This window comes from Aliiroseovarius sp. Z3, assembly GCF_029105185.1.
Lineage (GTDB): Bacteria > Pseudomonadota > Alphaproteobacteria > Rhodobacterales > Rhodobacteraceae > Aliiroseovarius.
The window spans coordinates 26,145-47,408 of sequence record NZ_JAFMZK010000004.1 but is presented as its reverse complement, the minus strand read 5'-3'; the positions used below and the strand labels follow the sequence as shown (position 1 = coordinate 47,408).

The window sequence follows — 21,264 nt, the reverse complement described above, 5'->3', positions numbered from 1 at the left end:
AAACAGGTTTAACTGTCCAGAAATCCACCATATGTTTCATAGGGTCGACTGCAAAAAAGGCCAGCTCTGTATGCAAATCTGTTTCCATCTTGGTGCCCACTGCACAGACGATGACAATCTGACGAAGTCACTGCTGAAAAACAGCGGCAATCTGGCAAAAATGGGCGTCGCAGTTCCCGGCCCCGGCCGGTATCGCGGGCTGCTTGCTGACGCGTTGGTGAAGCTACAGGGGGCCCGCGCCGATGATGATACGCAAGACATGCTGCTGGACACGTTTGTTGACAGAACAGATGCAAAGCGCCTGATCCTGGGGCACAAGAACTTCATGGGTGCCCCCCACCGGTCGATCGAAAACAACCAGCTCTATCATCTTGCCAAACGCAATACGGTCTGGATCCGTAATCTGTTTGCCAATCACGAGGTCAGCTTTTTCATCGGTCTGCGCAACCCCGCGACGTTTGTACCGGCCATTCTGAACGCGGTGCCCGCACATGACCGGGCATCTCTTCTGGCCCAGATTGATCCGCATGGCCTGCGATGGTCGGATATGCTGCTGACAATCCGCGAAGCCAATCCCGGCACACCGATCACTGTCTGGTGTAACGAAGACACGCCCCTTCTGTGGCTTGAGATCATGCAGGTGATCGCTGGCGTCAGCGACAGCACACCGATGGACGGCGCGCTGGACATACTCAGGCCCATCATGACACCGGACGGGTTTGATCGCATGGTGGATTATATGGGCAAGACCGAGATCCCCAGCCCACAACAGCGTCAGCGCGTGATCATCACGTTCCTTGAAAAATTTGCCATCCAAGATGCGGTCGAAGAAGAAATCGACCTTCCGGGCTGGACGGCGGCAATGGTTGACGATCTGAGTGACGCCTATGACCGTGATCTTGAGCAAATCCAAAGGATTGAGGGCGTCACCCTTCTGCTGACGTGATCAACAAAAAAACCCGCCAACAAGGGCGGGTTTTCATCGTCGTGCGTGGTCAGGCTTACATGCCCAACGCTTCCTTATACATCTCCAGCACCGCCTCTTCTTCGGCGATATCGTCCTTGTCGCGTTTTCGCAGTGCGATCAGCTTGCGCATGACCTTTGTGTCGTAACCGCGTGCCTTGGCTTCGGCCATCACCTCTTTCTGCTGGTCGGCAAGGTCTTTCTTTTCCATATCCAGCCGCTCAATCCGCTCGACGAATTGGCGCAGTTCATTGGCGGTTACGCGATAGCTGTTGTCGGCCTGAGTGTCGTCCATGTGATCCTCTTCTTCGGGTTGACCCTGACTAGCCCGTCGCCCTGCCCGCTTCAAGTGCGTCAGACACCAGAAAAATGTAGAACGGCAAGCCACCGCCGGGGTTGCGCCGATCCCCACAGCACGCTAGGCGATCCTCATCAGATCGGAGGACGCCATGGATTGGCTTATCATTATCGGTGCAATCATGTCGTTGGTCGGACTGGCCGGGTTGCTGGCAAGCGCGTTCAGGGTCATGAAGGCCAAGCGTGAAAATCTTGACGACGCAGCCCTGCGCGCGCGCGTTCAAAAGGCGATGACCCTGAACATGGGTGGATTGGCTTTATCCGTGATTGGGCTGATGTGCGTAATTCTGGGTGTTTCGCTGTCCTGACGCTGGGCACCGCGGCTGCCGTCTACCTCAGTCGTCGTTCAGATCGCTGAAGTGGCGCCCATTCTTGATCAACTCGTCGAACAGCGGTGACGGTGCCCAGAATTTCGGCTCTTCCGGTTGATAGGATATCAACGCATTCTTCACCGCCAACAACCCACGGGTATCTGCCGCCATCATTGGACCACCGCGAAAACGCGGGAACCCGTAGCCATATAGCAAGACCACATCAATATCTGACGGTCGTAGCGCGACACCTTCATCCAACAGCCGTGCGCCTTCATTCGCCATGGCATTTAGGCACCGTTGTTGAATCTCATCATCCGAAAACGTGCGCGGCGTGATGTTCTTCTTGCGCCTCTCATCTTCAATAATTGCCAGCGCATCATGATTTTCCACCGGCCCAAGCCCGTGTCCATGCACATAGTAGCCCCGGCCCGCTTTCTGACCAAACCACCCTTCTTCGCACATGCGGTCACCGACCGAGACATATCGGTCTTCGGGATCGCGCGTGGCGGCCAAGCGTTTGCGGCGCGCCCAGGATATATCAAGCCCCGCCATGTCCAGAACCTGGTACGGACCGACCGGGAACCCATAGGCCCGCATCGCGGCGTCGATCTGTGCGGGGCTTGCCCCGTCTTCCAGCATGAAATCCGCGGCCAGCCGATAGGCCGCCAGGACACGGTTACCGATGAACCCGTCTGCGACGCCAGCCCGCACCGGTACTTTTCTCAGCTTCTTCGCCAACGCGAAACCCGTCGCCACAACATCACGGTGGGTTTTATTCCCCACGACGACTTCGAGCAGCTTCATGATATGCGCGGGTGAAAAGAAGTGATACCCAACCACATCCTGAGGTCGCGAGATCGTTGCGGCCAGCGCATCAATGTCCAGATAGGACGTGTTGGTCGCCAGAATGGCACCGGGGCGCATGACCTTGTCTAATTGTTGAAACACCTCGCGTTTGACGGTTTCATCTTCGAACACAGCCTCGATCACCAGATCGACTTGTGACAGGTCATCCATATCCGTGGTGCCATGCAGGCGCGCCATACGTTCATTGGCGGCCGCCTGATCTATACGCCCTTTGCCAACCGATTTTTCGTAATTGTCCTTGATCCGGGTCACACCGCGCGCCAGCACGTCATCACTGCGTTCAACCAAGGTAACGGGGAAACCCGCATCAAGACAGGAAATCGCAATACCCACGCCCATCGTGCCGGCACCAACAACACCGATGGTCGACACATCCCGCAACCTGGCGCCGTTCAGTTCAGGTACTTTTGCGGCCCGCCGTTCGGCAAAGAACGCGTGGCGCAATGCCGTCGCCTCGGCCCCTGTTTCGCAATCATCGAAACACTGGCGTTCCAATGCGATACCGGCCTCGAAGGGCAATAAAAGGGCCGCTTCGACACAGTCGACAATGCAGCGGACAGAGGGAACATAGTTCCCGACCACACGACTGCGCCAGGACTTGATCGCTTCGGTGAAACGAACCGGATCTGCGAACCCTTCGGTTCGTTCGCGCGTCGGGCGCGTGGGGGTCGCTTGTTCAATCATGTTTTTGGCTGAGGCAAGTGCCGCCCGATCAAGGTTCTTGTGGATCACCTTTTCGATCAGACCCATCTCGGCTGCCCGTTCGGCGGTGATTGGTTTGCCAGTGATCATCAGCTCAAGCGCCGCATTGGCACCGACGATGCGTGGCGTGCGTTGCGTCCCACCGCCACCCGGAAGCACGCCCAGATTAACCTCGGGCAATCCCATGGTCGCGTCGTGCAGTGCGATCCGATAATGGCAAGCCAGCGCCAGTTCAAACCCGCCGCCCAGCGCATGGCCGTGAATGGCAGCCAGAACCGGCTTCCGACAGGCTTCGATCCGGGCGCAGACATCTGACAGGATAGGGGCGGCGCGCGGGCGCCCAAATTCGCGCACATCGGCACCGGCCGGGAACGTTTTCCCTTCGGCAGACAGGACAATGGCACCAACGCGATCATCGGTATCGGCAGCTTCAAACGCATCCATCAAGCCTTGTCGGATCACCTGACTAAGCGCATTGACCGGAGGATTTGAAATCTTGATGAGGGCGACGCCATCCACGACGTCATATTGAACCTGTGCTGTCATCTGCGCCTCCGTCCCTGCCTGCACTCAGTCGCCAGATAAAAGCGCCTTTTGTCAATGGTCTGGGGGCGAAAACCAGCTATTTCCGACCAATTGGTCGGAAATGCTGCACAAATAACATAGCGTGGGCGGTGAACGCTCGCTCGGCAGTTTGCCGGCATTTTCCGATCAGACGGGCATGTTGTCGAACAGATCGTCGGCGTCATCATCCTCAAGGCCGGCTTCAAATTTCCGGAAATCCTCGGGCACCGGCTGACCGGTTTTCTCCAGCTCCGAGATTTTCTCGCGCAGCTGCTCTTGCAACACATGACGGTCTTCGGGTCGCTTGGCAATTTCGTCCAGGATCATGCTGATCGAGGCTTTCAGCTCTTCAAATGCCATTTTCTCCTCCACGGTTCGTGTTGATGTGTTCTGGTATTCGCACCCCGCCTGCACCCAGCGATGCGTCAAGCATGCTTCGCGGCACAATCACGGCAGAATGGTGTGTGCGGCACTACATCAAGACGCTCCGGCGAAATCTCGGTACCGCAGGTTACACAGAAACCGAACTCGCCCTCGTCTACACGCGCGAGCGCCGCCTTAATCTTCACAAGTTCATCCTGCCCGGAAGTCCCCAAACCTTCAAGCACTTCGTCTTCTTCGCGCTCGACCGCCAGCTCTTCCCAGTCCTTGGAGCTATGGCTCTCCAGTTCTTCTTCGATCTCGTGAAGCCGGGCATTCAGCTCTTTCTGACGCGCCTTCAACATGCTTTGATACTTGTTCACATCAACCATAACGTTTCTCCTTCTCGGCCTGATATTGGAACCAAGCAAAGCCGGTTGCTTTGACACAGGTCAAGCCGACCACGCGCGGTTGTCAGGCAGGACTTTCCGCCGCTGTCGAAACCGCGCCGGTCTTGACCTCGTCCTTCGGCAGTGACGCTGGTGGAACAGCCACTTGTTCGGGTTGCGACGTGATCGGCGGCGCAGGCAAATCCTCCGTCTGTCCCGACCGGTCCGACCCGATCCGCACTGCCCGCTGCCCCCCCGCCTGCCCCAGCCGACAGGTGGCGCGCGCATGGCCGGACAGATCCTCCAGCACAACTGCGCCAAGAACGTCGCGGGGCAGGATGACGGTCATGCCGGACGTCCATCCCGTAACATCGTCCAATGACATTCGTGTGCGATGCAGGACGGCATGGAGCTCAACGTGGGCATCCAAAAGGATGGGAGGGATTTCTGACGCATTGTCCTGATCGGCGATGGTTTCAGGGGATTTGGACGGCGTGGCCGCATCAAACGGCAGCAGAAGCGTCAGATGCCCTTGCTTGCCGCCATCCCCCAGATCCAGCGCAGCGTGAAAGCGGCGATACGCAATGTCGGGCAACGCCATTTTAGCGGCGCGCATGTCGTCCATCTGGACGGCGAAACGAAACCCATTGCAAAGGGCGGCCACGGGCAACTGTGCCGCTGTCAACGCATCCTCCAGCCCTTCCAACACATGATCGAAGAAGTCCGCACACATCGCCGCATCCGTGCGCGTGGCGGGACGCGGGTGCGCCGGGGTTGGCAGCACCCGACCGACAGTTTGTATTTCGATCACCGCCGCGACCAGATTGGGGTCTGCAATCAACAAGCCAAATCGGCTGTCCGCACCTTCGGCAATGGCCAGCAGATCACTGTCCATGGCGGTTCCGCCCAACCCTGACAGAACAACACGGTCTTCCGTGACATCTGTTGCATTGATGGTTAGGCCCGCCGTCGCAACACCGGCACGCGCCAACGCCTTTCCCAACGCCCCGGCGGCTGTCACCGGCGGGATTTCGGGCGGCGGGCGACGCGCACCGGCCTTTTGGCGGATCGCGCTGATCTGATCGGGGTCAGCCATGTCTGGTCCGTTCTGGTCGCATAGCAACAGACCTGCCAAAACAAAGTTGACAATCGGTTTAATTCCACCCGTGATGGGGTATTTTTTCAAGCGGCAGCGTGACCCGGAAAGCCGCCCCGCGTTGCCCCGGCAGATACGTGATTGCCCCGCCCAGCCGGTCCATGATCTCGCGACAAATGGCCAATCCCAGCCCTGCCCCACCGGCTGCGGCATTGTCCGTCAGCCGCGCGAACTTCTCGAAGATCATCGCCTGGCTTTCCGTGGGAATTCCCGATCCATTGTCCACGAAATCAAGTCGCAGAACTCCGTCTCGCACACTAACACGAATGGTCAGACGTTTATACTTGGCATCCCCGTATTTGGCTGCATTGGCAATCAGGTTGATAAACACCTGCGCCAGCCGGTCTGTGTCCGTTGCTATGACGATCTGTTCGCGCGCATGGTCGCGATGGATCCGCAAATCTTCAGCAACGATCAGTGATTGGGTCGCTGCGACGGCGCGATCCAGAACCTTCGACAGCACCTCGCGTTGCGGATTCAACTGCACCTGCCCGTGTTCAAGCACACTGAGATCAAGAAGATCATCCAGCAGCCGGGTCAATCGCAACGCCTCGTCGTGGATGATCGAAGCATGTTGTTCAGCGGCCTGCGCATCTTTGGCACCCCCATCGCGCAAAATCTCGGAAAACGCGCGGATCGAGGTCATGGGGGTTCGCAACTCGTGGCTGATCTGGCTTAGAAACGCATCTTTCTGGATCGACAATTGCGTCAGTTTTTCATTAGCGGCAGACAGTTGCCGCGCGGTGCTGGTCAGTTCTTTCTGCTTTTCCTCTAACTGAGACGAGTAAACCAGCATCTGTTGAGTTTCATCGGCAACCGCCATCAGGTCGTCGACCGATACGGTTGCCCCGCCCATGATCTGCGCAATCATGGCATGGGCCGTCGCGGCGCCGACCGAACCGGAAAGCGCCCGCTCCAACCGAGCGATGAAATCAGGGGTGGTGTCAGGCAGATATCCTTCCTTCCCCTGCGCGCGGGCTTGTGTCTGGAATAGGTTTTGTGCCGCGTCTGCCCCCATGGTGCGTTGGGCCATCACCAATAAATCCTCGGCCACGGCTGCCGGAAAAACACCACCATGCGTCTGGTGGGTATGATCAAGCACATTAACAAACTGCGCCCCTTGCAGCCGCTCCAGTGGACCGGGAAACGACATCAGCGAGACGCCGATAAAGGCAAAACTGTTCAGGATCATCGACCAGAAAACCGCGTGAACCACGGGATCCAAACCCGAGACGCCGAACAATGCCTGAGGTTTCAGCCATGCGATCCCAAACGGGCCTTCGGCCAGAAAACCAGCACTCATCAAACCTGCATCGCCGAAACTGGGCAGAAACAGCGTATAGGCCCAGACCACAAATCCGGTGATAAGCCCGGCCGCTGCACCGTTTCGAGAAGCCCCCCGCCACAGCAAGCCGCCCGCCATCGCGGGCAAGACCTGCGCAACGCCGGTAAAGGAAATCATCCCGATTGCCGCCAGCGCGGTGCCGCCGCCTGACATGCGGAAATACAGATAGCCCAGCACCAATACGCCGATGATCGACAGGCGGCGGGCCGCCAGCAGCACCTGTCGCACATCGCCCGACACCGTGGCCTCTTTCGGGCGGATGGAGAGCCAGATCGGCATGATAACATGGTTTGAGACCATCGTGGCCAGGGCAATCGACGCCACAATCACCATCGACGTCGCTGAACTGAACCCCCCAAGAAAGGACAGCATCGCCAGACCATCCTGATCAAAATGCAGCGGTATGGTCAGAACGAACAGGTCGGGGTTTTCACCGGCAGGCAAAGTGCCAAGCCCGACCACGGCGATGGGCAGGACAAACAGGCTCATCAGAAACAGATAGGCGGGAAAAGCCCACGAGGCGACGGCAAGCTGGCGCTCGCCCGGGTTTTCCACCACCAGCACGTGGAACATACGCGGAAGGGTCAGAAACGCGGCGGCAGACAAGAAGGTCAACCCGACCCAGCGCCCCCCCGTGATGGTCCACGCATCTTTGGGGGTGGCCCGCATCGCCTCATCCACGGTCTGCGCGATGTTGGCCGGCCCGCCACCAATACCCCAAACCACGAAGACCCCGACGGCCAGCAAGGCCACCAGTTTGACCACAGCCTCGACCGCGATGGCGGTGACCACACCGTGGTGACGTTCGTTGACATCAAGGTTCCGTGTGCCGAACAGAATGGTAAACAGCGCCAGCCCACCCGCAACCCAAAGGGCCGTGGCATCCAGATCGGGAACATTCCAGCCCGCCGAGCGATCCCGCGCAAAGACCGAGAACGCCAATGTGACCGACTGCAACTGCAATGCGATGTAGGGCGTCGTTCCAATGACGGCGCTTAGCGTTACAATGACCCCGAGCAGGTTCGACTTGCCGTAACGAGACGACAGCAAATCTGCAATCGACGTCACACGCTGCGCGCGGCCAACCCGCACCAGTTTGCGCAAAAACCACCACCAGCCGATCATCACAAGGGTCGGTCCAAGATAGATGGTCACAAACTCAAGCCCGGACCGTGCGGCATAGCCAACAGCACCGTAGAAAGTCCACGCCGTGCAATAAACCGACAACGACAATGTGTAGATCAGCGGAGAACTGAGAAGCCGGCGTTTGTCGCGCGCGGCACTGCGATCAGCCGCGAATGCCACCAGAAACAAACCCATCACATACAGCAGACAGACCGCGACCAGCGTATTGAAGCTGAGCATTAATCCCGTCCCTCACGCCGTTTCGCGGAGGTCGATGGCGCGTCCGACAGGGTTGGTGAATGATTGCTGTCCGGGTCGTACGAGATATCGGGCCTACGGGTCAGCCCCCGCGCGATGACCGCTGTTGCAACGATCAGGCCAAACCATGCGGTGAAAAGGTATAATCCCTGCGCCGCCGTGCCGATATCGGTGGCCAACAACGGCAGAAGAAACAGGAACACGCCTAGCATTGGCAACAGCCGCGCGGCATCTTCCAACCGTCGCCGCCGATAACTTTGGCGCGCCAGAAACAGAGGTTCGCGCCGAAACCTCATACAGGGTTTGCCCGCTTGCCTAACATGAGTGTCTTGCGGCACGGCATCGCGTCGTTACCCCGGCAAAAGCTCGTTCAGGGTTTCGACAACCTCGGCATTCGAGAAAGGCTTGGTCATGAACCGGTTCACGCCAAGACGCTCCGCCTGTTCACGATCCGTGCGCTGACCGCGTGCGGTCAGCATCAGGACAGGCAGCCTGCGCGTCACGTCATGGGCACGCAGATCCTGCAATATGTCATAGCCAGACCGACCCGGCAGCATTACATCAAGGATCAACGCGTCGGGTTTTGCGTCCAACACCGCCTGCACCGCCGTTTCTCCATTGGTATGAGTGCCTACCGTCCAGCCATCCCGACTGAGGATGAAACTGATCGCCGCGACGATATTCGGTTCGTCCTCAATGACGAGCACTTGCTTTGTCATCTATCCCTCCGCTTGGGTTGGCTTTCGCCGCACCCTTGCCGATGAATATCGACAATGCACAGACCCATGTCAAAACAAACCAAACCGGATGGCAGCGGGGCATCGGCCCAAGCTGAACGCGAGGCTCTGGCCCAACCTGGCATCAACGGGCATCTGCTGACAAAAGCGACGCCTCGCGCCGGGCTGCACATCCCTCTCGTGGGCAGACGCGGCACGATGACCCCACAGGCAATACCGGACCATCCGAACCGCCCGTCCGCGTATCGTCCAGTGGTTCAATCAGCATAAACGCTTCATGGACCGGGGGGAGGTCGAACCGCAGCGCATCGCGTGGCAGGCAGACAGACTGGCACAGGAACCTGCGAGGGGTCGGCCCGGGCATTTCAACCACAGTGCGCAACGGGTGCCCCGGGCGGCTAAGCGACTGATATAAAGGCCAATACGAGCAGGCAGCCCCAAACCGGGGCAGAGAGAAACCGGGCAAGGATTTGCGTATCGACAACGTGCCGGATCCATCACATGACACAAGCCCTACGTCCTGATGGTCATCCCACGCCGGAACAAACGCCAAACGACGCATGACTGCGGGTAAGGGTTGGTCGAACAGGTCCGCCAGTCGGCTTGGATCGCCAAGGGTTTCGGCACGCGCCGCCTGGAACGCAGCGAGCGGCATCGCGACAGCATCGTCTAGATATTGCTGAAAATGGTGGCGCACGACATCTTTTGCCGCTGACGTTTCCAGACCGCCCACTTGCGCGGTCAGGGCATCAATACGGGCCGCGACCTGTTCCGGCGTTGCGTCGTCCAATCCTTCGAGTTCGGCGATATGGTGGTCGCGCTGATCAAGAAACGCTGCCAGTTCCTCACCCGGAACGACCGGGGCCATATCGCGATCAGCCCCCGGTTCAAGATACTCAACCAGCCCTTGCGCAGCGCTGGACAAGCGCCGCCCCTCGTCACGCATATTGCCCATGAAACGCAACTGCCATTCCGGGTCAATCTCGCCGCCTCCGGTCAGAATACCGACGGTCGACCGGATCGCCGTGACGGCGGAAATAACCTCGTGCAAGGATGCGGCAAGCTCCGGGTCGTGGGTCAGACGGTCGGACAGAGCTTCGACCAGTTGTTCAAGATCCCGAATGCGCTGATGCTGGGCGGCGACCAGCGCCGACCATCCCGGGAACCGTCCCGCCAAATCCTCGGACCGATGCAGTTCCGGCGCGATTTCGGGCATTCTTTGCCCGGCCTCTCGCAGCGCCCCCAGCAGTGCGGCTTCGGCCCCTTCGGTCAGGGATCTTGGATCCGTTTTGAGTTCCTGCGCAAGGTCTTGCAACAGCTTGCTACCGGCCCGACGGCGGTTGTGTTCTATCAAATTCAGATAGGCTGCCGATATACCAACCGCTGTGGCCAGAGCAGATTGTTTCTGACCAAGAAACAATCTGCGCTCACGAATGCGACTTCCTGTAAGGCGGGACTGAGTTATGGCCGTTCTCCCATGGCGTCCTGAGCAGGGTCACTGCCAAGATTTTACAAAAACGCTGACTTGTTTCCGATCTTTTTACAATATTTCTGATAGATATAAAATATTTAATGAACAATTATCTTTGGTAAACTCCCGTTTGACCAGAAAGTGTAAAGCAACAGCAGCGCTTGTCGCGACCACCTAGATGTCAAGCAAATCATCTAATGTTTCAGACCGCGAAGGCATTCGTGACGCAAGAATCCGTCGATCTTCCACACCTCTTACAAGGCAATCCAGCACGCTTGGCGGGTTCCCGCCGCTTACTGCCCCGACGCGGCGCACAACATTCCCTTGCCGCTACAAATCCTTACAAACTAAGGTGAACTTATGATTCATCCAGGAGGATACTATGAAGAAAACCATTCTGACCCTCGCCTGCGTTGCAACGCTGGCTTTACCCGCCTGTAATCGCCCGCTGACCGATCAGGAAAAAACCATCGTTGGCGGTGTGGCCGGTATTGGGGCCGGGTTGATCACAGCAAATGCGATCGGCGCGAACAAGAACTGGACCGTGCTGACCACTTTGGCAGGTGCAGCGGCTGGGCTTTTGGTTGCCCGTAACTACCACACCAACCAGTGCGCATATTCGAACGGCGACGGCACTTATCGCACTCGTCCCTGCCCGGTTTGATCGGCGCATCACAGCTTATTAAGGGGCGCGTCTTAGGACGCGCCTTTTTTGTGTGATCGGTCAAGCGGCGTGAGCCGAAGAATGTCGATCAATCGCGACTTTGTGCTGTTCAGACGGCGTCGTGCTGGTGGTTTCGCCGCCGAAATGTTCGATTTGGTGGGCATCACAGCCACAACACAAATCCAGGTCGCCCATAAGAAGCAAACACCCCCAACTCGGGTTCGTCGCGACATCGCATTCAATTGAATTGCCGCGCAACCTTTGGCAGGATGCCATAATGACGCAAATGGACCTTGCCTTCATGCACGCGCCGACCGGGCTTGCGCTGACTGAAAACCGGATCGTGCGGCAATGCAATCTACGCTTCGCCGAGATGTTCGGCGATGTCGTGGGCGCATTTGAAGACATGCCTCTGGAACGGTTGTACCCGTCCCTGAAGGATTACGAAAAGGTCGAGCGGGTTGGCGGCGACCGCCTTCGGAAAACGGGTCGCTACGAAGACGAACGCATCATGCGGCGACTGGATGGCGATTTGTTCTGGTGCCGCGTGCGGGGAACCAGCCTGACGCCGGAAAACCCATTCAAACAAGGCGTCTGGAGCTTTGCAGACCTGTCCGCTGAACGGCCGGTGGTGGCACTGACGCCGCGGGAACGGGATGTCGCGATCCTGACCTGTCAGGGTCGCACGTCAAAGGAAATCGGCCTGATGCTGAACCTCAGCTATCGAACGGTCGAAGCCCATCGCGCGCGGTTGTTGCAAAAGTTCGGGGCGCGCAAACTGCCGGAGCTGGTCGCGAAGTTTTCGGGTATGCCGCTCTAGCGTTAACCACTCCCCATTTCAGAGCGTTCCCGTTAACACTTTCGAAAGAATACTTAATTACTTTCGTTGCCGGTGGGGACCAACTGCAGACGGAGTGAGGCGATGGAATTCACGATACCTGCCCCAATGGGGCCTCAGGCCAGTCTGCTGGCCAATTCACACATACGCAAACCTCCTGACACCTCGAAGATAGAAGCCGCACCGGATGCCGGGAAGGCGCGCGCCGACATGCACAACGCGGCGCACAACAGCACGGCTTTCCAAGCACAGGACAAGACGGCTCCTGCCTCGACAGAGGTTGAGGTCGAACCCGACACTTTGGCCGGGCCGCCACCCAGCTTTCAGGTTAATGTTCTGGAGTTAGACCAGATGCTCCAGCAAAAACTGGCCCGGATAGAAACCGAACGTGCAAGAGCTCAGCAATCTGATCAAGACAGCATGGATTTCCGGGGAGAACATGCCTCGGACCCAACTCCGGACCGTGAGCCGCCGGCGCCCACTCGGGATTGAGTGGACGGCTCAATGCTACGTTTCGCACCTCGGGCAGCATGTTCGCGCTGCTTGCGTTTCGCAGGAAACGACAGCTCAGGTTTTCCACAGTACATTTTAATCGCTTTTCTCCCCTTACCTAGCGTCCTATAAGCGTTGCAATCATGCATTGCCCGCGCAAACACTGGGCAAAAGAAACAAGGGTGAGGACCCATGACGAAAAAACATCATGAAAATGACGTATCCTTCATCGAGGCACTGGCGAAAATCCTACAAGAAAATGACCTGTCCGAGGTTGAGGTCATGCGCGACTATGGCGAAAATGACAGCCTGAACGTCCGCGTCAGCCGCGCGAAAGAGGTTGTACAGATGACCGCAGCGGCGCCGACCGTGGCGGCAGCTCCGGCACCGGCACCATCCCCTGCGGCGACAGCTCCCGACGCTGGCGGCTCTGCCCGTGCGTCAGACGACCCGGCAGGTCATCCGGGCGCGGTTCCATCACCAATGGTCGGCACGGTCTATCTTCAGGCTGAACCGGGCACGCCAGCCTTTGTCAGCATCGGCGACAAGGTGGAAGAAGGTCAGACGCTTCTTATCGTTGAAGCGATGAAAACCATGAACCAGATCCCGGCGCCACGTGCTGGCACGGTCAAACGCATTCTGGTCGAAGATGGTGCCCCCGTTGAATTTGGTGCACCCCTGATGATCATCGAATAAGGGACATCACATGGCCCACTTCGACAAAATCCTTATCGCCAACCGTGGAGAGATCGCGTTGCGCGTCATCCGCGGCGCACGCGAGATGGGAATAAAGACAGTGGCGGTGCATTCGACCGCCGACGTGGACGCAATGCATGTCCGCATGGCGGATGAAAGTGTCTGCATCGGCCCACCGTCCAGCACAGACAGCTACCTGTCGATCCCCGCCATAATTGCAGCCTGCGAAATCACCGGCGCACAAGCGGTTCATCCGGGCTATGGCTTCCTGTCCGAAAACGAACAATTCGTTCAGGTGCTGGAAGATCACGAGATCACGTTTATTGGCCCGTCCGCGGAACATATCCGTATGATGGGTGACAAGATCACCGCAAAGGAAACCGCGATCAATCTGGGCATTCCAGTTGTACCGGGCTCAGATGGCGGCGTGCCCGACATTGCGACAGCCCGCAAACTGGCGGCCGAGATGGGTTATCCTGTGATCGTCAAGGCGACCGCGGGCGGCGGCGGGCGCGGCATGAAGGTCGCCAACTCCGAGGCCGAGATTGACACCGCGTTTTCGACCGCGCGATCCGAGGCGAAAGCCGCCTTCGGCAATTCCGAAGTGTATATCGAAAAATACCTTCAGAAACCGCGCCATATCGAGGTGCAGGTATTCGGCGATGGGCAAGGCGCGGGAGTGCATCTGGCAGAGCGGGATTGCTCGCTGCAACGGCGACACCAGAAGGTTTTTGAAGAAGCCCCCGGCCCAAGTATCAGCCCCGAAGAACGCGCCCATATTGGTGGCATCTGCGCCAAGGCAATCGCCGAAATGGGCTATCGCGGCGCGGGGACAATCGAGTTTCTGTACGAAGATGGCGAGTTCTATTTCATCGAAATGAACACCCGCTTGCAGGTGGAACACCCGGTGACCGAAGCCATTTTCGGTGTCGACCTCGTCCGCGAACAAATTCGTGTGGCCGAGGGTATGCCGCTGTCCTTCGGACAGGATGACCTTGAAGTGAACGGCCATGCGATCGAAATTCGCATCAACGCCGAACGCCTTCCCAATTTCGCCCCCTGCCCCGGCAAGATCACGCAGTATCATGCACCGGGTGGGTTGGGGGTGCGGATGGACAGCGCCCTCTATGATGGCTATTCCATTCCGCCCTACTATGACAGCCTCATCGGCAAGCTGATCGTGCACGGCCGCGACCGTCCCGAGGCGCTTGCCCGGCTTCAACGCGCCTTGGGTGAATTGATCGTCGACGGGGTCGATACCACGGTGCCCCTGTTCCACCAACTGTTGGCGGAAGAGGACATTCACACCGGCAATTACAACATCCACTGGCTGGAACGCTGGCTGGAAGAAAATCTGGGTTAGGGGCCGTTGGCCCCGCCCCAAGATCCGCCGCCCCTTAGCGCCGAACTTCTGCTGCGTGCTTACGCGATGGGTGTATTTCCCATGGCCGAAGGCCGCGACGATCCGCGCGTCTTCTGGGTGGACCCAGAAGCGCGCGGGGTTTTCCCCATGGATGGGTTTCGTATCTCGCGCAGCCTGGCGCGCACCATTCGGCGCGCTCCGTTTCAGGTCGCGCTGAACAGGGATTTTTCGGGCACCGTCGCGGCCTGCGCCAAACGGGATGAGACGTGGATCAACACAACCATCTTCGATTTGTACGCTCAACTGCATCATATGGGCCACGCCCATTCACTGGAGCTGTGGGACGGCGACGCGCTTGTTGGTGGTGTCTACGGCGTAACACTTGGACGGGCGTTTTTTGGTGAAAGCATGTTCTCGCGTCATCGTGACGCGTCAAAAATTGCTCTGGCCTATCTTACCCTTCACCTTGCAAATACAGGTTTCACCCTGTTCGACACCCAGTTCCTGACACCGCATCTGGCCAGCTTGGGTGCGATCGAAATCCCCCGCAAAACCTATCACGATAGGTTAGAGGCCGCCCTTTCGCATGGCACTGCGGACATCACGTCCAAGCCCCTGCCCGACGCTCAGTCTGTCGTGCAGCGCAAAACCCAGACGTCATAGCGTTGATGATCCAGCGCGTTCAGCGCAGGGGAAGAGGCGATCATCCAACCTTCAAAGGTGGTCTGATCGTCGTTCCCATCCCGGATCACAAGCCACGCATAAGCGTCACCTGATGGGTTGTCCGTGGGATAGCGGCATTCGCCCAGCGTGACCCGCAGCTTGCCCAGTTCGACCGTGTCGCCAACCTTCATCGAAAAGTCGATGGGCGTGCCAGAGACCTTGTCCAGACCACGCAGCAACGCGCCGGTCGCCTTGCCGGTCTGCGCGCTGGCACAAACCGCACTGGCGATCAGCAAAACGGCCGTCATGGCAGCGCGCAAGATCACTTTGTATCCTCGCTTCCGGCGACGTATTTGAGCAGAAGTTGGACAAGGCTGACGGACCCTTGGGTATCCTCGATCTCGGCCCCCGGTTCCAGGTTGAACGGCGAACCACCGGGCAACAACTCGACATAAGAACCACCAAGCAACCCCTCGGACGAAATGATGATCGCCGTGTCATCGGGCAACGCCACATCGGACTGCACGGTAAACGCGGTGTCCGCACGATAGGTTTCCGGGTTCAGCTCAATGCCGGTGACGGTACCGACCTTCACGCCGCCCAGCCGGACATCCGTCCCGACAGAAATACCATCGGCGGTACGGAAAGAGGCCGAGTAGCTGGTGCTGCCACCCGATCCGGACAGCCCGACGATTTGGCCGGCATAAAGGAAAAACCCGACCGCCGCGGCCAGAACCACGCTGCCGGTAACGACTTCTGTTGTGTGGCTATCGCTCATAGCAACCCTTTTCGATCAGGGAACTCGGGTCTGTCTGACGGCGCTGAAAGCTTACTCAGGCTGCCAGGCTTCGTAATCGCGGCGGTCAGCCGGTTTGCTCTGGCGCAACGACCCTGCAGGCGCATAGGCCAGAGGAGTGCCGGTCAGGTTGTCCTGATGCGGCTTCTCCCACGGTTTGTGGGCCAGCGGTGCATCCGCCGGGCTGTTGTCAAACGTGTGATGAAGCCAACCATGCCAATCGGGGCTGACGCGGCTTGCCTCGGGCTCACCGTTAAAGATGACCCAACGGCGACTGTCATCGCGGTTGCGATAAAAGACATTGCCTTGCTCATCCTCTCCCACTTTCACGCCTTTGCGCCAAGTGAACAGACGCGTGCCAATGGTTTCGCGGTGATACCAGGTCAGCAGGGACAAGATGAAACGCATGTCAGTCTCCGGTTTTGTTCTCACTTCATATGGCGCAAGCGGGCCGGAAGGTCCAGTGTTTTGCGGCGGTTCCGTCGGGCTTTGGGCGAAATGCGGCAGGTTGGCGCAGTTCTGCTGTCCAACGAAAAAGCCACCGCGCGGGCGGTGGCTCGATTTTCGGCCTTTTGGCTATTGTGTCGGGATTGATCAGCTTGCGCTAACTTCTTCCTTCGCAGCCTCGCCATAGATGATCAACGGCTTGGCGTCCGAGGTCACGGCCTCTTCGTTCACCACAACCTCATCGACATTCTCAAGCCCCGGCAGGTCGAACATCGTATCCAGCAGGATGTCTTCCATGATCGAGCGTAGGCCGCGCGCGCCAGTCTTGCGTTCAATGGCACGCTTGGCGATGGCCTTCAGCGCATCGTCTGTAAAGGTCAGTTGCGCGTCTTCCAGTTCGAACAGGCGCTGATACTGCTTAACCAAAGCGTTCTTCGGTTTGGTCAGAATGGTGACCAGAGCTTCGGCATCCAGATCTTCCAGTGTCGCGATTACTGGCAAACGGCCGACAAATTCCGGGATCAGGCCAAATTTCAGCAGGTCTTCCGGCTCCAACTCCTGAAACAACTCGCCCACGCCCCGGTCATCGTTTTCACGCACATCGGCGCCGAAGCCCATGGCCGAGCCCTTGCCGCGCTGCGCGATGATCTTGTCCAGACCGGCAAACGCCCCGCCACAGATGAACAGGATGTTGGTCGTGTCGACCTGCAGGAATTCCTGCTGCGGATGCTTGCGCCCGCCTTGTGGCGGGACCGAGGCAACCGTGCCTTCCATGATCTTCAACAGGGCTTGCTGCACGCCCTCGCCCGACACGTCGCGGGTGATCGAAGGATTGTCCGACTTGCGGGTGATCTTATCGACCTCGTCTATATAGACGATGCCGCGTTGCGCGCGTTCGACATTGTATTCCGATGCCTGAAGCAGCTTCAGGATGATATTCTCGACATCCTCGCCAACATATCCCGCCTCGGTCAGCGTGGTCGCGTCCGCCATGGTGAACGGCACATCCAGAATGCGCGCCAGCGTTTGCGCCAGCAGCGTCTTGCCGCATCCGGTCGGACCGATCAGCATGATATTGGATTTGGCCAGTTCAATCTCATCGCCTGCCGCCGCGGCGTGGTTCAGGCGTTTGTAGTGGTTGTGGACCGCAACGGACAACACACGCTTGGCGTGGGCTTGCCCGATCACGTAGTCATCCAGAACCTGACAAATCTCGATCGGTGTCGGCACACCATCGGCGGCTTTCAGACCGGTCGTCTTGGTTTCTTCGCGAATGATGTCCATGCACAGCTCGACACATTCGTCGCAGATGAATACGGTCGGCCCCGCAATCAGCTTTCGCACTTCATGTTGGCTTTTGCCGCAGAACGAACAATAGAGTGTGTTCTTGCTGTCGCCGGAAGAATTATTCGCCATCATTTCGTCCTATAGGGTCCGCGCCGGAACCCGGTTTGCGCCCAATCGAGCGGCCGTTGCTACCGTTACCGCAAGTCTAGGGCAGTGTCCGGGCAGGCACAATCCGGTTTTTCCCTGTGCCTGACCCGGTGTGGCAATGCCCGATTTAGAACCGGGCCGCATCATTATTCTTCGTCATCTCCCTTGCCGCGATTCTCGACGATCTCGTCAATATGGCCCCAATCCTTGGCCTCTTGCGGTGACATGAAGTTGTCGCGTTCCAGCGCTTTTTCAACGTCTTTCAACGCGTTTCCGGTGTGCTTCACATAGATCTGGTTCAGCGTGTCCTTGACCTTCTGGGTCTCGGCTGCGTGGATCATGATATCCGTGGCCTGCCCTTGGTAACCACCAGACGGCTGATGGACCATGATGCGCGAATGCGGCAGCGAAAAGCGCATGCCCTTTTCGCCGGCCACTGACAACAACGACCCCATAGAGGCAGCTTGCCCAATAACAAGTGTCGACACGGCCGGTTTGATATATTGCATCGTGTCATAGATCGACAGGCCCGACGTCACCACGCCGCCGGGCGAGTTGATATACATCGAGATCTCTTTCTTCGGGTTCTCGGCCTCGAGGTGCAGCAACTGTGCTACGATCAGGCTGGACATGCCGTCGTGAACCGGTCCGTTCACGAACACGATCCGCTCCTTCAAAAGGCGCGAAAAGATGTCATAGGCCCGTTCGCCCCGCGATGTCTGCTCCACAACCATGGGCACAAGGGTGTTGTTATAAATTTCGAGAGAATCGTGCATTTCAGCCTGCTTTCATGTTCACGCCAGCGCCGTTGGGTCGGCCCCTGACGCATGATGTTAGTGCCGCTGGAAAGGGGCTGCAAGGGGGGTGCTTCCCCGGCCAGACCCACATCGGCACATTCGCGACAGGGATGCCTGAATTTGGTTAACAATTCTCTGATCTAAGTGCGGTTGGATTTCCGAAATGAAAACGGCACCCGAAAGGGTGCCGCTGTTTGGTTCGATGGTGCGCGACAATCAGCCGGGGCTCATCCCACGCAACCGTTCCGAGCGGCGGCGGAGAAGTTCGACAATTGTCAGCAACACGATCGACACGGCCACAAGGATCGTCGCAACCGCCAGAATGGTGGGGCTGATCTGTTCGCGCAGGCCGGTGAACATCTGCCATGGCAGCGTCTGTTGTTTGGCTGACCCGACGAAGATCACCACCACAACCTCGTCAAATGAGGTGATGAAGGCAAAGAGCGCCCCCGAGATGACACCCGGCAAGATCAGCGGCATCTGAACGCGGAAGAAGGTTGTCACCGGGTCCGCCCCCATATTCGCGGCCGCCCGCGTCAAGGACCGGTCGAACCCAACCAGCGTCGCCGTCACCGTGATGATCACAAAAGGAATGCCCAGCGCCGCATGGGCCAGCACAACACCCCAATAGGTGCCGGCAAGGTTGATCTTCGAATAGAAGAAATACATACCCGCCGCCGAAATGATCAGCGGCACGATCATCGGCGAAATCAGGATCGCCATGATCGCCCGGCGTGCGGGCACATGCGGCTGGCTGAGCCCGATCGCGGCCAGAGTGCCCAGCGACACCGAAAGCACCGTCGCAACCGGCGCGATCTTGATCGAGTTCCACATGGCATTCTGCCAATCGGGGTTCGAAAAGAAGTCACGATAGTGTTTCAGTGAATACCCATCGGGGTCCAAACTCAGCATCTCCTTGGTGAAGGTGAAGAAGTTTTGCGAGTTGAAGCTTAGCGGGATCACCACGGCAATCGGCGCGATCAGGAAGAAAAAGATCAACCCGCAGATCACCAGGAACGTATAATGCCAAATGCGCTGGCCGGTCGTCGTATAAGGAGGAAGTTTGGCCATGTCCGTTACCCCAGCTTCACGTTGTCGATGCCGACGATCTTGTCATAGGCCCAGTACAGGACCAGAACGACCGCCAGAAGAATGGCACCCAGCGCCGAGGCAAGACCCCAGTTGAGTGATGTCGAGATGTGGAACGCGATCTGGTTCGAGATGAACGTCCCCTTGGTACCGCCAACCAGTGCCGGCGTGATGTAGTAGCCAATGGCCAGAATGAACACGAGGATCGAGCCAGCTCCGATACCCGGAATGGTCTGCGGGAAATAGACCCTCCAGAACGCTGTCCAGTCCGTAGCGCCAAGGCTTTTCGCGGCGCGAAGATAGCTGGGCGGAATGGTCTGCATCACTGAATACATCGGCAGGATCATGAATGGCAGCAGGATATGGGTCATCGCGACAATCGTACCGAACTGATTGTTGATGATAATAAGCCGCGCATTGTCATCGACCAGCCCGATCCACACAAGGATATCGTTGATCACGCCCTGTTGTTGCAGCAGGATTTTCCACGCCGAGGTTCGCACCAGAAGCGATGTCCAGAACGGCAACAACACCAGGATCATCAAAAGGTTGGCCTGACGGGTTGGCAGGTTCGCCAGAAGCCACGCCACGGGATACGCCAGAACGATGCACGAGAAGGTGATCAGCAGCGACATCCACAGGGTGCGGACGAGCAGGTTCATGTAAATCCGCTCGGCTTCAGGGCGCATTTCCGCCCCGTCCGACCCCACACGCATATCGACAGCGTTCAGGAAATAACCCGACGTGACCGGCGGCGAATAGGTTTGAATCGTGCGCCAGACACCCGGGTCGGCCCAGCCGTCGTCCAGGTCGATCAATACCTCTTTCCAGGGGCCGCCGCTTTCCAGGTCGAACCGACCGGCGCTTCGCCCCGACTTACGAAACACCGACGAGATGCCCGGATATTCATAGTTCAGCCGCGAGCCGACTCTGGTATGCGCTCGGGCTTCATAGGCTTCTTGCAAGTCTGCCGCCATTGCGGCGAACACCGCTTCGTCAGGCAGCTCGCCGCTGTCGGCATCCCAGCCGCTCAGGGCTTCGACCGAGCGCGGTAGCGTGTTCACCACAATTTTGTTTTCGACCGAGCGATACAGCATGTCGCCAATCGGCAGAATGAAACTGACCAGGATGAACAGCAACAACGGCGCGATCAGCATCAACGCACGAAGCTTCTGTCGCCTGAGTGCCTTTGCCAAGCTGCGCTTTAGCGGCGTTCCATCTGCGGCCAGAACGGGGCCGCTCGTATCGGTCATATCGCTCATGTCATCCCTGTCAGCGTAAGCTTTTTTGTCGTTATCGGTTTCGATTCAGTCAAAGTGACAAACAAATCGTGCCTAAACTTTATTTGGGTGGGAGGGGCCGAGCGGCCCCTCCCG

The 21,264-nt window shown here is 58.2% G+C and carries 24 protein-coding genes and 1 pseudogene; 9 read left to right on the top strand and 16 right to left on the bottom strand.

Annotated elements, in window-relative coordinates:
* The first annotated feature begins 70 nt into the window (after positions 1–70).
* Positions 71–946, top strand: a complete 876-nt coding sequence (locus tag J3R80_RS08335) for a hypothetical protein (RefSeq protein ID WP_275393314.1) — start codon at positions 71–73, stop codon at positions 944–946.
* 55 nt (positions 947–1,001) lie between these two features.
* On the opposite strand, the gene J3R80_RS08330 is transcribed toward J3R80_RS08335, so the two are convergent.
* Complete coding sequence (locus J3R80_RS08330) at positions 1,002–1,259, bottom strand: DUF2312 domain-containing protein (protein ID WP_275393313.1); 258 nt, start codon at positions 1,257–1,259, stop codon at positions 1,002–1,004.
* Between the two features lie 154 nt (positions 1,260–1,413).
* Here J3R80_RS08330 and J3R80_RS08325 point away from each other — a divergent pair, with 154 nt between their 5' ends.
* The gene (locus J3R80_RS08325) at positions 1,414–1,629 is read left to right on the top strand and encodes a hypothetical protein (RefSeq protein WP_275393312.1); all 216 of its coding nucleotides are present in this window, start codon (positions 1,414–1,416) and stop codon (positions 1,627–1,629) included.
* A gap of 27 nt (positions 1,630–1,656) precedes the next feature.
* Here the strand turns inward: J3R80_RS08325 and J3R80_RS08320 are convergent, their stop codons facing one another.
* The 8 genes from J3R80_RS08320 to J3R80_RS08285 form a co-directional block, all read right to left on the bottom strand.
* A complete protein-coding gene (locus J3R80_RS08320; protein ID WP_275393311.1) occupies positions 1,657–3,750 on the bottom strand; it encodes a 3-hydroxyacyl-CoA dehydrogenase NAD-binding domain-containing protein in 2,094 nt (697 codons plus the stop codon).
* A gap of 165 nt (positions 3,751–3,915) precedes the next feature.
* Complete coding sequence (locus J3R80_RS08315) at positions 3,916–4,128, bottom strand: hypothetical protein (RefSeq protein WP_275393310.1); 213 nt, start codon at positions 4,126–4,128, stop codon at positions 3,916–3,918.
* A gap of 65 nt (positions 4,129–4,193) precedes the next feature.
* Positions 4,194–4,520 carry a TraR/DksA C4-type zinc finger protein gene (locus J3R80_RS08310; protein WP_275393309.1) on the bottom strand — a complete coding sequence of 109 codons (327 nt, stop codon included), beginning with the start codon at positions 4,518–4,520 and terminating at the stop codon, positions 4,194–4,196.
* Positions 4,521–4,602: 82 nt separating this feature from the next.
* Positions 4,603–5,613, bottom strand: coding sequence for a flagellar motor switch protein FliM (locus J3R80_RS08305; protein WP_275393308.1), 1,011 nt, complete (start codon positions 5,611–5,613; stop codon positions 4,603–4,605).
* A gap of 58 nt (positions 5,614–5,671) precedes the next feature.
* Positions 5,672–8,383, bottom strand: a complete 2,712-nt coding sequence (locus tag J3R80_RS08300; RefSeq protein ID WP_275393307.1) for an ATP-binding protein — start codon at positions 8,381–8,383, stop codon at positions 5,672–5,674.
* Entirely contained in the window at positions 8,383–8,697 is a 315-nt protein-coding gene (locus tag J3R80_RS08295) for a hypothetical protein (RefSeq protein ID WP_275393306.1), read from the bottom strand. The genes J3R80_RS08300 and J3R80_RS08295 overlap by 1 nt, the downstream gene beginning before the upstream one ends.
* A gap of 54 nt (positions 8,698–8,751) precedes the next feature.
* Positions 8,752–9,120: a response regulator gene (locus J3R80_RS08290; protein ID WP_275393305.1), complete on the bottom strand. Its 369-nt coding sequence runs from the start codon at positions 9,118–9,120 to the stop codon at positions 8,752–8,754.
* A 142-nt stretch (positions 9,121–9,262) separates the two neighbouring features.
* A complete protein-coding gene (locus J3R80_RS08285) occupies positions 9,263–10,573 on the bottom strand; it encodes a short-chain fatty acyl-CoA regulator family protein (RefSeq protein ID WP_343075820.1) in 1,311 nt (436 codons plus the stop codon).
* 418 nt (positions 10,574–10,991) lie between these two features.
* Here J3R80_RS08285 and J3R80_RS08280 point away from each other — a divergent pair, with 418 nt between their 5' ends.
* The 7 genes from J3R80_RS08280 to aat all read left to right on the top strand — a co-directional run bounded on the left by J3R80_RS08280 (position 10,992) and on the right by aat (position 15,325).
* Positions 10,992–11,273: a glucose-6-phosphate isomerase gene (locus J3R80_RS08280; protein ID WP_275393303.1), complete on the top strand. Its 282-nt coding sequence runs from the start codon at positions 10,992–10,994 to the stop codon at positions 11,271–11,273.
* Between the two features lie 81 nt (positions 11,274–11,354).
* The gene (locus J3R80_RS08275; protein WP_275393302.1) at positions 11,355–11,519 is read left to right on the top strand and encodes a hypothetical protein; all 165 of its coding nucleotides are present in this window, start codon (positions 11,355–11,357) and stop codon (positions 11,517–11,519) included.
* 31 nt (positions 11,520–11,550) lie between these two features.
* Entirely contained in the window at positions 11,551–12,093 is a 543-nt protein-coding gene (locus J3R80_RS08270) for a LuxR C-terminal-related transcriptional regulator (protein ID WP_275393301.1), read from the top strand.
* A 102-nt stretch (positions 12,094–12,195) separates the two neighbouring features.
* Positions 12,196–12,603, top strand: a complete 408-nt coding sequence (locus J3R80_RS08265) for a hypothetical protein (protein WP_275393300.1) — start codon at positions 12,196–12,198, stop codon at positions 12,601–12,603.
* 192 nt (positions 12,604–12,795) lie between these two features.
* The gene (gene accB, locus J3R80_RS08260; RefSeq protein WP_275393299.1) at positions 12,796–13,299 is read left to right on the top strand and encodes an acetyl-CoA carboxylase biotin carboxyl carrier protein; all 504 of its coding nucleotides are present in this window, start codon (positions 12,796–12,798) and stop codon (positions 13,297–13,299) included.
* A gap of 10 nt (positions 13,300–13,309) precedes the next feature.
* A complete protein-coding gene (accC, locus tag J3R80_RS08255) occupies positions 13,310–14,662 on the top strand; it encodes an acetyl-CoA carboxylase biotin carboxylase subunit (protein ID WP_275393298.1) in 1,353 nt (450 codons plus the stop codon).
* Positions 14,663–14,668: 6 nt separating this feature from the next.
* Positions 14,669–15,325, top strand: coding sequence for a leucyl/phenylalanyl-tRNA--protein transferase (gene aat / locus J3R80_RS08250; protein ID WP_275393297.1), 657 nt, complete (start codon positions 14,669–14,671; stop codon positions 15,323–15,325).
* Here the strand turns inward: aat and J3R80_RS08245 are convergent.
* The 7 genes and pseudogenes from J3R80_RS08245 to J3R80_RS08215 all read right to left on the bottom strand — a co-directional run bounded on the left by J3R80_RS08245 (position 15,289) and on the right by J3R80_RS08215 (position 21,150).
* A complete protein-coding gene (locus J3R80_RS08245) occupies positions 15,289–15,633 on the bottom strand; it encodes a DUF2155 domain-containing protein (RefSeq protein ID WP_275393296.1) in 345 nt (114 codons plus the stop codon). The genes aat and J3R80_RS08245 overlap by 37 nt on opposite strands.
* Before the next feature lie 14 nt (positions 15,634–15,647).
* Entirely contained in the window at positions 15,648–16,103 is a 456-nt protein-coding gene (locus J3R80_RS08240) for an outer membrane lipid asymmetry maintenance protein MlaD (protein ID WP_275393295.1), read from the bottom strand.
* A gap of 51 nt (positions 16,104–16,154) precedes the next feature.
* Entirely contained in the window at positions 16,155–16,529 is a 375-nt protein-coding gene (locus J3R80_RS08235) for an NADH:ubiquinone oxidoreductase subunit NDUFA12 (RefSeq protein WP_275393294.1), read from the bottom strand.
* Positions 16,530–16,715: 186 nt separating this feature from the next.
* Positions 16,716–17,984, bottom strand: a complete 1,269-nt coding sequence (gene clpX, locus J3R80_RS08230) for an ATP-dependent Clp protease ATP-binding subunit ClpX (protein ID WP_275393293.1) — start codon at positions 17,982–17,984, stop codon at positions 16,716–16,718.
* A gap of 164 nt (positions 17,985–18,148) precedes the next feature.
* Positions 18,149–18,778, bottom strand: coding sequence for an ATP-dependent Clp protease proteolytic subunit (locus J3R80_RS08225; RefSeq protein ID WP_275393292.1), 630 nt, complete (start codon positions 18,776–18,778; stop codon positions 18,149–18,151).
* Between the two features lie 237 nt (positions 18,779–19,015).
* A pseudogene (locus tag J3R80_RS08220) lies at positions 19,016–19,861 on the bottom strand (ABC transporter permease); the annotation flags it as partial.
* Between the two features lie 14 nt (positions 19,862–19,875).
* Positions 19,876–21,150: an ABC transporter permease gene (locus J3R80_RS08215; RefSeq protein WP_275393290.1), complete on the bottom strand. Its 1,275-nt coding sequence runs from the start codon at positions 21,148–21,150 to the stop codon at positions 19,876–19,878.
* Positions 21,151–21,264 lie beyond the last annotated feature (114 nt).